Below are 12632 nucleotides of genomic sequence, written 5' to 3'. Positions count from 1 at the left end.
TCACCTCAATCGCGTGTCGGCGCAAGCGCCTCAACACGCTCAATCGGCTCGGCAGACTCGAGCGAGCTCGGTCTGCTCTCACCTCAATCGCGTGTGAGCTTGCGGTGGGTCGTGCGGTGCGGGCGCGCCGCATCCGGGCCGAGCCGCTCGAGCTTGTTCGCCTCGTACGCCTCGAAGTTGCCCTCGAACCAGTACCAGTTCGCGGGGTTCTCGTCCGTGCCCTCGTAGGCGAGGATGTGGCTGGCGACGCGGTCGAGGAACCACCTGTCGTGTGTGACGACCACAGCACAGCCGGGGAACTCGAGCAGCGCGTTCTCCAGCGACTGCAGCGTCTCGACGTCGAGGTCGTTGGTCGGCTCATCGAGGAGCAGCACGTTGCCGCCCTCCTTGAGCGTGAGCGCGAGGTTCAGACGGTTGCGCTCACCGCCGGAGAGCACGCCCGCCTTCTTCTGCTGGTCCGGGCCCTTGAAACCGAACTTCGACACGTACGCGCGCGACGGAATCTCCGTCTTGCCGACCGTGATGATGTCGAGGCCGTCCGAGACGACCTCCCACAGGGTCTTGTCCGGGTCGATGCTCGCACGGGACTGGTCGACATAGCTGATCTTGACAGACTCGCCGACCTTGAGGTCACCGCCGTCGATCGACTCCAGGCCCACGATGGTCTTGAACAGCGTGGTCTTGCCGACGCCGTTGGGGCCGATCACGCCGACGATGCCGTTCGGCGGGAGCGAGAAGCTCAGCGCGTCGATCAGCGTGCGGTCGTCGAATCCCTTCTGCACGTTCTTCGCCTCGATCACGAGCGAGCCGAGTCGCGGCCCCGCCGGGATCTGGATCTCCTCGAAGTCGAGCTTCTTGGTGCGCTCCGCTTCAGCCGCCATCTCCTCGTAGCGCGCGAGGCGTGCCTTCGACTTGGCCTGACGGCCCTTCGCACTCGAGCGCACCCACTCGAGTTCGTCCTTGAGGCGCCTCTGGAGCTTGGCGTCCTTCTTGCCCTGCACGTCGAGGCGCTCGGCCTTCTTCTCGAGATACGTCGAGTAGTTGCCCTCGTACGGGTAGAGCCGACCGCGGTCGACCTCCGCGATCCACTGGGCGATGTTGTCGAGGAAGTACCTGTCGTGCGTGATCGCGATGACGGCGCCGTGGTACTGCTGCAGATGCTGCTCGAGCCACAGCACGCTCTCTGCATCGAGGTGGTTCGTCGGCTCGTCGAGCAGCAGCAGATCTGGCTTCTCCAGCAGGAGCTTGCACAGCGCGACGCGGCGTTTCTCACCGCCGGAGAGGTTCTCGATGCGGGCATCGCCCGGCGGCGTGCGCAACGCGTCCATGGCCTGCTCGAGCTGAGCGTCGAGGTCCCACGCGTCGGCGGAGTCGATGTCCTCCTGGAGCTTGCCCATCTCCTCGAGGAGAGCGTCGAAGTCGGCATCGGGCTCGGCCATGAGCGCCGAGATCTCGTTGAACCGGTCGACCTTGGCCTTGATCGTGCCGACGCCCTCCTGCACGTTCTCCAGCACAGACTTCGACTCATCCAGCTCCGGCTCCTGCATCAGGATGCCGACTGAATATCCGGGTGTGAGCGTCGCGTCACCGTTGGACGGGTGGTCGAGACCCGCCATGATCTTCAGGATCGTCGACTTTCCCGCACCGTTCGGGCCGACCATACCGATCTTCGCACCCGGATAGAACGACATCGTGACGTCGTCGAGGATCAGTTTGTCGCCCACCTTTTTGCGGGCCTTGATCATCTGATAAATGAATTCAGCCATAGTGGTTCCAGTCTAGAGGAGCGCCCCCTCCGTGGCGGACGCTGACGAACTTCACTACCAGTCGATCTCGCGGGTGTTGCCCAAGAGGCACACGCCCTCACCCAGCACCGGCTGCACGATCGCCACTGGGTCTCCGGTCTCCGGCCCGACCTGGCCGACGAGGCATCCCTCGCCCACCGCGACGGAGAACATGATCGACTCCGCCGGCCACTCGATCGTCGTGATGTCGCTGGTGACCTGCATCTGCGACTTGTCGAACCCCTTGTCCACGAGCGCGTCGATGTACACGTGGCCGTGGACGTTGTCGTCGGATGCCCACACGTCGTTCACGATCTCGGCGAACAGCGCGAGATTGTCTTCGGCGGTGCCGTCGGGATCGAACTCGGTCGGCGTCGGTGCCTCGGCGGGCTCCTCTGCCGGCTCCGCGCTGTTCGACGGCGTCTCGCTCTGTGTCTGATCGGGTGGCTCAGGCGCGCAGCCTGCGAGAAGCCCCGCGGCCAGCATCGTCGTTCCCAGAACCGCCATGGCCAGCTCACGTCGTGTCACCGTTCGATTCTAGAGGCTGGCCGCTGTGCGCCCGCGCCACCGCTCAGTACGGAGTATCGACGGAAACCGGCTCGGCGTCCCACTGCGCCTGGGAGTCCGATGACGCAGTCTCTGGAGTCGCCTGCGCGGCCGCACCTTCTGATTCGCCGCTTCGGTCGTCCGGTGCGTCGTCTGTCGCCTGGCGCGAGGCCTTGGTGTAGCTCGAGGTGCCCCACTTGAGATCGTGCCCCACGCCTCCGGCCACGATCTCGGCGTCCATGCCTCGACGCTCGTCCTTCTCCCACGTGCGCAGCCGCAGCCGCCCGGTCACGATGGCCCGCTCCCCCTTGCGGATCGACTCGAGGACGTTCCTGCCCAAGTGCTCCCACGCACTGATCGAGTACCAATTCGTCTCTCCGTCGCGCCACTCGCCGGTGCCGGTGTCTCGCACTCGCGGCGTGCAAGCCAAGCGGAAACTCGTGACGTGCTTTCCCGTCGGCGTCACCCGCGCTTCGGGGTCGGAGCCGACCGTGCCGATGACGGTGATCGAGTCGCTCATGATCTGTCCCTTCGCTCTCGGAGCCGGCTGGCCCCGTTCTCAGCGTGGACAGGTCTCAGCGCTGTATGCGAGTACGAATCGTCGATTGTGGACGGATTCGTGCGTTCCGCACGCCTGTGAGGGAAAGGACGACCGCGTTCAGGCGAGGTACTGCGAGAACGACGCGCGCACCTTGTTGACCTTGGGCACCGCCACGGCGAGGCAGTATCCCTGCGTCGGGTTCTTCGTGAAGAAGTCCTGGTGGTAGTCCTCGGCGTCGTGGTACTCGCCGAGCGGCTCCAGCGTGGTCACGACCGTTCCCTCAGTCGTGCCGAGCGGCGCGTCCCAGAGTTCGCTCGCCCTCCGCCGCGCTGCGTCGAACGTCGCCTTCTGCTCGGCGTCCGCGTAGAACATCGCCGATCGGTACTGCGTGCCCCGATCGGCTCCCTGACGGTTGAGCTGACGCGGGTCGTGCATCGTGAAGAACGCATCGAGGATCACCTCGGCGGGGATCTGCTCCGGGTCGAAGGTGACCTTCACCGCCTCCGCATGCCCCGTTGCGCCCGTGCACACGAGTTCGTACGTCGGAGCGGGCACGGTTCCGCCCGTGTACCCGGAGACGACCTCCTCAATCCCCGTCAGGGCGCGGTAAGCCGCGTCGAGGCACCAGAAGCATCCGCCGGCGAGCACGTAGGTCTGCATGCATTCAGGCTACGCTCCCGCACCGGCGACGGCGCCGAATTCGCTGGTTCTGCGGCGATGTCGTACCCCCTCCCTAGCGTAGGCACCAGAAGGGAGAGACCATCATGAACACCATCGCAGCTCCTGCCGTTCCCCACGCCGCACCACGACTGTCATCGCCGCGCGAGCACCTCGTACGCGCCGCGGCCGACCTCTGGCGGGTCGTCGACCGACACGATCGCGTTCTGGGGCATCTGCGTGTCGTCGAGACTCCGAACGGCGTGCGCTGTCGTGCCGAGCGCTACCACCGGGCGACAGGCCGCTTCACCGAGGTCGGCGCGTTCTGGTCGCCGGACGACGCGGTCGCCGCCCTGCGCTGAGCCGGATGCGCCCCGCCCGACTCGAAATCCACCCGCGAATGCCGGTAACCTGGTGGGCGACCCCCAGTAGCTCAGCGGAAGAGCATCGATCTTCTAAGTCGCCGGTCGCACGTTCGAATCGTGCCTGGGGGACGACCTCTCCCCCGGTCTGTCAGAGGCCGGGGATAGGGTGGCTCTCATGGCAAACGCATCCGAAAACGACCGGCTCGTCTGGATCGACTGCGAGATGACCGGTCTCGACCTCGGGGTCGATGAGCTGTGCGAGATCGCGATCGTCGTCACAGACTTCGAGCTCAAGGTGCTCGACCCCGGCTTCCAAGTCGTCATCAAGCCGAGCGACGCCGCCATGGCGCACATGAACGACTTCGTCACGAAGATGCACCGCTCCAGCGGCCTGATCGAGGAGATGCCGAACGGCGTCACACTCGCGGAGGCCGAGCGGCAGTCGCTCGAGTACATCAAGCGCTTCGCGCCCCAGCAGGGCAAGGCACCGCTCGCCGGCAACACCATCGGCACCGACCGGATGTTCCTCGCCAAGTACATGCCGCAGGTCGACGAATATCTGCACTACCGCAGCGTCGACGTCTCCAGCGTCAAGGAGCTCTCGCGCCGCTGGTTCCCGCGCGCATACTTCCAGGCCCCAGCCAAGGACGGCGGCCACCGCGCGCTCGCCGACATCCTCGAATCGATCCGAGAGCTCGAGTACTACCGCAGAGCCGTTTTCATCGATCAGCCCGGTCCGACGAGCGATCAGGCGCGCGACACGGCATCGTCTGTGGTGTCATCCTTCGCCGAAAATCTATGACAAAATAGACAAGTTGCCCCGCCAGGGGCGACCATGGTGGCTGTAGCTCAGCTGGTAGAGCACCGCGTTGTGGTCGCGGGGGCCGCGGGTTCAAGCCCCGTCAGCCACCCCATTCTTGCGAGGTGCGAACGTCGACTGCGGAACCAGTCGAGGTTCGCACCTCGCTTCTGTTCGGAGCGTGCGCTGATCAGGATGCGCCTGCGTGCGTCCTGCCGGCTTGCTCATCCGCCGGGTCTGCTCACCCCCGGACACGCACTCGCACCGCGCTGGCGCACCAGCCACACCACGTCCCGAGCAAACGACTCGCACAGCAGCAGCAGTGCGACGGCGACCGCCGCGATCGACATCACCGCGGGAACGAGCCCCGACGCAGCGACGACCAACGCGATGCCCTGCACTGCCGTGACGACCTTGCGCCAGTGACGCGGCGGCAGCGGAGCCCGCAGCCACGGCAGCACCCAGCCGGCCGCGACGAAGGCGTACCGCATGATCCCGATCGCGAGGACCCACGCGCCCAGCGTCTGCGCGACGAATGCGCTGAGCACCAGCAGCAGAAATGCGTCCACCTCCATGTCGTAGCGCGCGCCGAGCGGTGTCGCGGACCCGGTGCGCCGGGCGACCCAGCCGTCCACGGCGTCGAGGGCGAGCGCGGGGATCGCCAACGCGAGCAGCAGCCAGGTGGGAACCGACTGCAGAAACGACGCCGCGACGACGACCGTGACGAACCCCACGAGCACAGAGCGAGCCGTGGTGACGGCATTCGCCTGTCCGAACCGTTCGGCACCGCTGCGGCCGAGCGCCAGAGCGAGCAGCGCGTTCGAGACGGCGAGATACCCGACGCCCAGCGCAGCGGCGATGACCGGAAGCCCGCCGAACACGCCCAGCACGACACCGAGCACGCCGATGGCGGTGGCGATAGGCGGTGCCCAGTGAATCATCTTCATCGACTGCCTCGGGCTTCGAACGCCCTGTTGCTCTCCGGTGGACGACATCCTGTGAGGATCGTGCCATCAGGCTTAGCATGAGAAACGGGCCGACAGGAGGAGACGCGTGCAGGAAGCCGCCGCATTCTGGATCGAAAGGCCGCACGTCGGCGCGATGCGGACGCAGCCGCTCCCGTCGGTCGGCGAAGACGACGTGCTCGTCCGCACGCAGTTCAGCGGCATCAGCGCGGGAACGGAGACGCTCGTCTTCCGCGGTGAGGTTCCCGCCGCAGAATCCGAACGGATGCGGGCGCCGTTCCAGGAGGGCGATTTCCCCGGCCCGGTGAAGTACGGATATCAGAGCGTCGGCGTGGTGATCGACGGGCGCCCCGATCTCGTCGGCCGCACGGTCTTCGCTCTCCATCCTCATCAGTCCGCGTTCGTCCTTCCCGCCGACGCCGTGTTCCCCCTTCCAGAGGGCGTCCCGCCGCGCCGCGCCGTGCTCGCCGGAGCGGTGGAGACCGCGCTGAACGTGGCGTGGGACGCGGCACCGCGCATCGGCGACCGGATCGTCGTGATCGGTGCGGGAACGATCGGCTGCTGCATCGCGCGTCTGCTTCGCGGCATCCCGGAAACGGATGTCACCCTGGTCGATATCGACCCGATGCGGCAGAGCACCGCAGCGCAGCTCGGTGTCAGGTTCGCCGAAGCCGCCGCGGCGCCGGGCGACCGCGACATCGCGATCCACGCCAGCGGCAGCGGTTCCGGTCTGCAGCTCGCCCTGGAGTCGGTGGCGGAGGAAGGCACGGTGATCGAGGCGAGCTGGTACGGCGACCGGCCCGTCACCGTGTCACTCGGCAGCGACTTCCACTCCCGACGGTTGTCCATCCGCTCCTCGCAGGTCGGCGCTGTCTCGTCGTCACGACGAGGCAGCAGAACACGCCGCGATCGGCTCGCCCTCGCGTTGCGCCTGCTGCGCGACAGCGGGTTCGACGCACTGTTGGGCGCCGAGTCATCCTGGCGCGAACTGCCGGAGGTGATGGCGTCTCTCGCCGACGGGACGTCTGAACGTGGCGGCACGGGTCCGTGCCTCACCATCGATTGGAAGGACGCACCATGACCTTCACCGTGACCGTGCGCGATCACATGATGATCGCCCACAGCCTCTCCGGCGACGTGTTCGGGCCCGCCCAGAACCTGCACGGAGCGACCTACGTCGTCGACGCGTCCTTCCGAGCCTCCGAGCTGAGCGCCGACGGCGTCGTCGTCGACATCGGACGAGCCGCCTCGGCACTGCACGAGATCACTTCTTCGTTGACGAACCGCAACCTCGACGACGATCCGAGGTTCGCCGGGACGAACACCACCACCGAGCACCTCTGCCGCGTCGTCGCGGATGCCCTCGCCGAACGGGCAGGCGACGGCGCACTCGGCGCCGAGGGACGGCTGCTCACGACGATCACCGTCACGCTGCACGAATCGCACATCGCCTGGGCGAGCTTCGAAAGGCAGCTGTGAACGGGACACGGGCCGTGCTCGCCGCCGGGGCCGCAGGCGACACCGAAGAAATGCCGACAGGCGGCACTCACCACGAGGATTCTCTTGGCGCGGTCGATTTCGTCGTACCCGCCTGGGTGGAGGATGCGGCACGCATCAGCGGCGGAAATGTGTACGATCTCGCGGTCCACGAGGCGCTCGAGGCACAGTGCTGGAGGGCGTGCCTGCGCCGAGTCGACGTCGGCGACGCAGCCATGTCATCGGCGCTTCGCGACATGCGCGATGGAGCGGTGGTGCTCGTCGACGGGCTGCTCGCCAGCCGTGCCGCCGATGCCCTCACCCGGGAGTCCACCAGGCTGCGCGTGGTGGTTCTCGCACACATGGTGGAGAGTTCTTCCGCTGGCGCTTCGAAGGCCGTCATCGCCGGCGAGCGCCGCGCTCTCCGCGCCGCACGCGGCGTCGTCGCCACCAGTCGCTGGACCCGCGATGTCCTCGTCTCCCTCGGCAGCGTTTCGGCCGACCGCGTCGTCATCGCCCGTCCCGCCGTCGCCGGTGCGGTTCGTCCCGCTGAATCGGACCCGCAGGGCGAACGCCTGCTGTGCGTCGGTCCCCTCGCCCCGCACAAAGGGCAGGACATCCTGGTGCGCGCGCTGGCGGGCATCGAGGCCGAACAGCACTGGAGGTGCACCTTCGTCGGCTCGCCAGACGTCGACCCCGCTTTCTCGGCCGCGCTGAGGGATCAGGTCGACGCCTTCGGCCTGAGCGACCGCATCCGGTTCGTCGGCGTGCTCGCCGGGCGCCGAATGACCGAACAGTTCACGGCGACGGACCTGCTGGTCGCCCCGTCGCGCGACGAACCCTTCGGAATGGCCGCAGCCGAGGCATCGGCACACGGCATCCCCGTACTCGCCGCCCGCACCGGCGGTCTCCCCGAAGCGATCGCTGCCAACGCCGGCCGGATGTTCGTTCCACCGGATGATCCGCACGCCCTGCGCAGGGAGCTGCGCAGATGGTGGTCCGACGACAGCACCCGCGCCACCATCGTCCGTGACGCGATGCGGACCCGATCGATCACCCGCAGCTGGGATGACACGGCGCACGACGTCGCTGCGGCGCTCACCACCGCAGCCGCACCGGCCGGGAGCGACGCACCATGACCCCGGGGATCAGCAGTGCGTGGCTCGCCGTGCGCGAGCCCGAGGATGCGCGCGCACGTTCGACCGCACTCGCCGAGGCACTGGCCTCCCACGTTCACGAAGCGCCGATCATCGCACACGATCTCGGCTCCGGCACCGGATCGATGATGCACTGGCTGGCACCGATGCTGCCAGGGCCGCAGAGCTGGCACCTGCATGATCGGGACGCCCAGTTGCTGCAGCGCGCCGCGGACGCCCCACGACCCTTCGACCACGGCGGATCCGTCGTCTCGGTGTCCACGCGCGTCGGTGCGCTCGACGATCTGGATCCAGAGGACCTGCGCGGTGCGTCTCTCATCACCGCATCGGCACTCCTGGATGTGCTCACCGAGGACGAGCTGCGCGCCGTCGTGTCCCATTGCGTCGCGGGCGGCGCTCCCGTGCTGTTCGCGCTGACCGTGACAGGCGACGTCGCGGTCACGCCCGCAGACCCGCTCGACGATGACCTCCGTGCGGCGTTCAACGCGCACCAGCAGCGCGTGCACGCCGGCGTGCACCTGCTCGGCCCGACAGCCCTCGATCGGGCGCGCGCTCTGTTCGACAGCGCCGGGTGGGAGGTCCGCGCCGTCGACACACCGTGGCGCCTCGGCTGGCACACGCCGAGGCTGCTGTCAGAGTGGTTGGCCGGATGGACGGACGCGGCCGTCGAGCAGAGGCCCCAGCTGCGATCGGCGGCCGCCGACTACCGCGCCGGACGCACCGCGCAGGCGCGCGCCGGGGCGCTCTCCGTCGACGTGCACCATCAGGATCTGATGGCATGGCCGCCATGACGTGGTTCCCGCAGGCTGCCGCCGTGCTGCGCTCACGGCGGGTGCGAGTGTGGGCGCGGCCGATCGCGGGAGCAGCCATCCTGGCCGCGGTGGTGTGGCGGGTCGGTGCGGAGCCGTTCGCCCGCGGATTGCTCAGCATGGATGTGTCATCGGTCGCGTCCGCGGTCGGGCTGATCGCCGTTGCCACCGCCGCATCGGCATGGCGGTGGCGCGTCATCGCGCAGCGCCTCGGCGCACACATCTCGCTGCCCAACGCGATCGCGTCGTACTACCGCTCGCAGTTCCTCAATGCTGTGCTCCCCGGCGGCGTGCTCGGCGACGTCCATCGCGCTGTCACGCACGGAACCGACGCCGGCAGCTTGGCCCAGGCCGCCCGCGCCGTGGCGATCGAACGCCTGACGGGGCAGGTCGCGCTCGCCGCCGCAACCGCTGCGGTCGTGCTCTGGACAGCTCCCGCCTTCGGTCCGACCGTGCTCGTCGTGATGGCCATCGCGGTCGCGGTCGTCGCGCTGCTCATCGGTGCGATGACCCTCGCCCATCGCGGGCGCGGGATCATCCGGCGCGAATGGGCACATCTGCGCAAGGGCGTCGGCTCCGGCGGTGCGCTCGCGCAGATCGCGGCGAGTTCGGCGGCGGTGCTCGCGTGCCATGTCACACTGTTCGCCGTGGCCGCTTCCGCTGTCGGCATGCGGCTGCCGATCCCGCAGCTGATCGGGATCTCGCTGGTTGCGCTGCTCGGAGCGGCCATTCCGACGAACATCGCCGGTTGGGGGCCGCGCGAAGGCGTGGTCGGCTGGGTGTTCCATACGGCCGGGCTCACGGCCGCGGCCGGCGTGGCCGCATCGACGGCGTTCGGTCTGTTGGTGCTGATCGCCGTCGTGCCCGGTGCCTTCGTCATGCTCGTCAGCGCTCTGCGCGGTCGGCGCACGCACGGGCCCGCTGCCTTCGGAGGAACCCAGACGCCATGAATCATGCGCAGAACCCTCCCCGACCGTACGTGACGGCGAGTGCGGCCATGTCCCTCGACGGCTACCTCGACACCGCGTCCCCACCGCGTCTCGCGCTGTCCAGCGATGCCGACTTCGATCGCGTCGACGAGGTGCGGGCCGCGCACGACGCAGTCCTCGTCGGCGCGCGGACCGTCCGCCTCGACGATCCGCGACTGCTCGTGCGCGGAGAGGAACGGCGCCAGCGCAGAACCGAGGCAGGTCGAAGCCCGAACCCCACCAAGGTCACCGTGACGGGCACCGGCGATCTCGACCCGCGCGCGCGGTTCTTCACCGCCGGCGACGCCGAGAAGGTGGTGTACTGCCCTGACCGACTCTCCGAACGCCTCCGTCACCGCCTGCCGCTGGCGACCGTGATCGGGCTCGGTCCGGATGCCTCGGTTCCCGGGATGCTGCGGGACCTCGGCGAACGCAGCGTGGCCTCACTGATGGTGGAGGGCGGCGGGCGCGTGCTCACCCAGTTCCTGGCATCCGGGCTCGTCGACGAGCTGCACCTTGTCGTCGCCCCGTTCTTCGTCGGAGATCGCCGTGCACCCCGATTCGTCCGCGACGCGGAGTTCCCATGGACTCCGGATCGCCGTGCTCGGCTGATCGAGTCGACGCCGTACGGAGACGTGGTGCTGCTCCGATACGGCTTGAGCGATCGCTGCGATGCCTGACCGCTTCGTCGTTCGCTCGCCCTCTGGTCGGACGGGCGCTGCGGCGATATCCTGATACCGATCGGAACTGACTCGACCGACGGGGGACGCAGATGTCCAGCACCGGAGGAAATGCGCAACGCATGGCGCAGTACGCGAGCGCCCTGCTCCTGATCGCCGCAGGCGGAATCCACCTGTTCCTCGTGCTGATCGGAACCGGTGGATTCCTCGGCGTGACATTCGTACTGAACGCGGTGGCGGGAATCGCACTCGGTATCGGCATGTTCGTGCTGCGCGGCACGATGCTGCGGCTCACGGCCGTGCTCGGCCTGCTGTTCATGATCGCGTCCCTCGGCGCCCTGCTGACCGCGCTCACGGTCGGCCTGTTCGGTATCCACACCTCGTGGAGCGACACGCTCGCGCCGCACACCGTGGTGGTCGAATCCATCGGCGTCGTGGTGCTCGCCGTCACCACGACGATGCTGTTCCGTTCGTCGCGCGCCGACCGGGACTGAGCGCCGACCTCACCCGCCATGTGATGCACACGCTCGGGCACCAGGCGTCTGCACGAATCCGGTCAGGACGCCCCGCACCGCCTCGCGCAGCATGGGGCCTTCCTGCTCCGCCGTGAACTCGGAGTCAGCGGCGATCTGCTCCAGGAACCCGTCCATCAGCAGCCGCACCCAAGACACCAGTCGTTCCGCCGGCAGATCCGTGCGCACTTGGCCAGTGCTCTGTCCCCGAACGAGCCACTCCAACAGCAGCTCACGCTGCGCCCGCTCATCCGCCTCCAGCGCCGCGGCCACCTTCGGCTCAGTCATGACGGCGGCGACGGCACGGACGAAGCCACCCAGACGGGGATCGCTCGCGTCGTCGATCAGCTGGTCGACGATCCTGCTTATCGCAGCCAGCGGATCTTCGATGTCCTCGACCGCGGCACGGAGCTGAGCGACGTCATCGGCACCGAGCTCCAGGATCGCCAGCAGAAGGTCCACCTTGGCCGGGAAGTAGTGGAAGAAGGTGCCGGAGCCGATCCGTGCTTCCCGGCAGATCGCCGCCGTGGTGGCACGCTCGTACCCGCGAGCGGCCATCACGGTCAACGCGGCATCGATGATGTGCAGCCGCCGCTCCTCATGACGCCGCGGATCGACGGTCCGTGCCATCGCTCACCCCTCCCGCTCGACGAGCCTCTACTCGTTCCCCGCGGCAGCGGACCACGAGGCCTGCCTCGCGCAGTGCCTCCTCAGCCTCCATCCTGCCGGTGTTCTTCCGGCGCTTCCGTCGCCATTCGCGGATGAGCCGGTGCTCCCCCGAGGTGAAGCCGGGCTTGCCGTCCACCCACCGTGCATAGTCGCCTTCGAAGGGATCCTGGTCGAGCCATGGATAGCCGTGCTCGCGCATCGTGCTCGCGAGAGCGCTGCGGCTCACCCCGTCGGCGTTCAATCGCACCCGGATGCGCTCACGAGGGTCCAGTACGACGACGTAGTGTCCGTCGGGATACATCGTGGCCACGTCAGTGCGTTCGATCCACCCCTCGCGATCCTCCTGCCGGTACTCGATGTGATCGGTCGCTACGGTCAACCTCAGCCCTTCGCTCTCGATGTTCAGCGCAAGAAGCACTCCACCGACTACGCCGAGGAGCGCACCGATCGGGATCGACCAGGCCCAAGGCAGACCGGCGACCACCTGCAGCACACCGGGCGTCGGGAGCGGCGACAGGTCGAACATGTCGACCAGCCAAGCCGCGAGAACGGGCCCGCCGAGCCCGAGCCCAACCGCAGATATCAGGACCGCGAGACCGAACCCGAGCGGGATCGCCACAGGCTGTCGCAACGATGTCTCATTCATCCTTCAATACTAGAGTATGCACTCCATTAATGATGGGCTACCGACTCCGTTCGCGTCG

Annotated in this window: 16 protein-coding genes and 2 tRNA genes; 11 read left to right on the top strand and 7 right to left on the bottom strand. The window is 67.9% G+C overall.

All coding sequences use genetic code 11. From position 1 onward, the window contains the following. Window positions 1-83: 83 nt before the first annotated feature. The 4 genes from ettA to msrA all read right to left on the bottom strand — a co-directional run bounded on the left by ettA (window position 84) and on the right by msrA (window position 3531). On the bottom strand, window positions 84-1766 hold the full coding sequence (gene ettA, locus CIK77_RS00945; protein ID WP_087055550.1) for an energy-dependent translational throttle protein EttA: 1683 nt from the start codon (window positions 1764-1766) through the stop codon (window positions 84-86). 54 nt (window positions 1767-1820) lie between these two features. Continuing rightward, entirely contained in the window at window positions 1821-2312 is a 492-nt protein-coding gene (locus tag CIK77_RS17985; protein ID WP_249268641.1) for a DUF6993 domain-containing protein, read from the bottom strand. Between the two features lie 43 nt (window positions 2313-2355). After that, on the bottom strand, window positions 2356-2850 hold the full coding sequence (locus tag CIK77_RS00935) for a single-stranded DNA-binding protein (RefSeq protein ID WP_087055551.1): 495 nt from the start codon (window positions 2848-2850) through the stop codon (window positions 2356-2358). A 138-nt stretch (window positions 2851-2988) separates the two neighbouring features. Then, window positions 2989-3531: a peptide-methionine (S)-S-oxide reductase MsrA gene (gene msrA / locus CIK77_RS00930; RefSeq protein WP_087055552.1), complete on the bottom strand. Its 543-nt coding sequence runs from the start codon at window positions 3529-3531 to the stop codon at window positions 2989-2991. A gap of 104 nt (window positions 3532-3635) precedes the next feature. On the opposite strand from msrA, the gene CIK77_RS00925 reads away from it, so the two are divergent. From CIK77_RS00925 to CIK77_RS00910, 4 genes are all read left to right on the top strand, one after another. After that, complete coding sequence (locus CIK77_RS00925) at window positions 3636-3890, top strand: hypothetical protein (RefSeq protein ID WP_087055553.1); 255 nt, start codon at window positions 3636-3638, stop codon at window positions 3888-3890. A 60-nt stretch (window positions 3891-3950) separates the two neighbouring features. Continuing rightward, window positions 3951-4022 (top strand) — tRNA-Arg (locus CIK77_RS00920). 46 nt (window positions 4023-4068) lie between these two features. Next, window positions 4069-4695 (top strand): oligoribonuclease, encoded by a 627-nt coding sequence (orn, locus tag CIK77_RS00915; RefSeq protein WP_087055554.1) that lies wholly within the window; start codon window positions 4069-4071, stop codon window positions 4693-4695. A gap of 36 nt (window positions 4696-4731) precedes the next feature. After that, a tRNA-His gene (locus tag CIK77_RS00910) sits at window positions 4732-4807 on the top strand. 109 nt (window positions 4808-4916) lie between these two features. Here CIK77_RS00910 and CIK77_RS00905 read toward each other — a convergent pair. Next, window positions 4917-5639 carry a CDP-alcohol phosphatidyltransferase family protein gene (locus CIK77_RS00905; protein WP_087055555.1) on the bottom strand — a complete coding sequence of 241 codons (723 nt, stop codon included), beginning with the start codon at window positions 5637-5639 and terminating at the stop codon, window positions 4917-4919. Between the two features lie 106 nt (window positions 5640-5745). On the opposite strand from CIK77_RS00905, the gene CIK77_RS00900 reads away from it, so the two are divergent. The 7 genes from CIK77_RS00900 (at window position 5746) to CIK77_RS00870 (ending at window position 11241) form a co-directional block, all read left to right on the top strand. Further along, complete coding sequence (locus CIK77_RS00900) at window positions 5746-6738, top strand: zinc-dependent alcohol dehydrogenase (RefSeq protein WP_249268642.1); 993 nt, start codon at window positions 5746-5748, stop codon at window positions 6736-6738. Beyond that, the gene (locus CIK77_RS00895) at window positions 6735-7136 is read left to right on the top strand and encodes a 6-pyruvoyl trahydropterin synthase family protein (protein WP_087055556.1); all 402 of its coding nucleotides are present in this window, start codon (window positions 6735-6737) and stop codon (window positions 7134-7136) included. Before CIK77_RS00900 ends, CIK77_RS00895 begins: the two co-directional genes overlap by 4 nt. Further along, on the top strand, window positions 7133-8272 hold the full coding sequence (locus CIK77_RS00890; RefSeq protein ID WP_087055557.1) for a glycosyltransferase family 4 protein: 1140 nt from the start codon (window positions 7133-7135) through the stop codon (window positions 8270-8272). Before CIK77_RS00895 ends, CIK77_RS00890 begins: the two co-directional genes overlap by 4 nt. Then, window positions 8269-9081, top strand: a complete 813-nt coding sequence (locus CIK77_RS00885) for a class I SAM-dependent methyltransferase (RefSeq protein WP_087055558.1) — start codon at window positions 8269-8271, stop codon at window positions 9079-9081. Before CIK77_RS00890 ends, CIK77_RS00885 begins: the two co-directional genes overlap by 4 nt. Continuing rightward, the gene (locus CIK77_RS00880; protein WP_087055559.1) at window positions 9069-10049 is read left to right on the top strand and encodes a lysylphosphatidylglycerol synthase transmembrane domain-containing protein; all 981 of its coding nucleotides are present in this window, start codon (window positions 9069-9071) and stop codon (window positions 10047-10049) included. Before CIK77_RS00885 ends, CIK77_RS00880 begins: the two co-directional genes overlap by 13 nt. Next, window positions 10046-10747 (top strand): RibD family protein, encoded by a 702-nt coding sequence (locus tag CIK77_RS00875; RefSeq protein WP_087055560.1) that lies wholly within the window; start codon window positions 10046-10048, stop codon window positions 10745-10747. Before CIK77_RS00880 ends, CIK77_RS00875 begins: the two co-directional genes overlap by 4 nt. Before the next feature lie 122 nt (window positions 10748-10869). Continuing rightward, the gene (locus CIK77_RS00870; RefSeq protein WP_249268643.1) at window positions 10870-11241 is read left to right on the top strand and encodes a hypothetical protein; all 372 of its coding nucleotides are present in this window, start codon (window positions 10870-10872) and stop codon (window positions 11239-11241) included. A gap of 9 nt (window positions 11242-11250) precedes the next feature. Here CIK77_RS00870 and CIK77_RS00865 read toward each other — a convergent pair whose 3' ends face one another. Both CIK77_RS00865 and CIK77_RS00860 read right to left on the bottom strand, forming a co-directional pair. Next, window positions 11251-11889, bottom strand: coding sequence for a TetR/AcrR family transcriptional regulator (locus CIK77_RS00865; protein WP_087055562.1), 639 nt, complete (start codon window positions 11887-11889; stop codon window positions 11251-11253). Then, window positions 11858-12574, bottom strand: a complete 717-nt coding sequence (locus tag CIK77_RS00860; RefSeq protein ID WP_140403550.1) for a YqeB family protein — start codon at window positions 12572-12574, stop codon at window positions 11858-11860. The genes CIK77_RS00865 and CIK77_RS00860 overlap by 32 nt, the downstream gene beginning before the upstream one ends. Window positions 12575-12632 lie beyond the last annotated feature (58 nt).

Source organism: Microbacterium sp. JB110, assembly GCF_003335195.1.
Lineage (GTDB): Bacteria > Actinomycetota > Actinomycetes > Actinomycetales > Microbacteriaceae > Microbacterium.
This window is presented reverse-complemented; position numbering and strand designations above follow the sequence as displayed.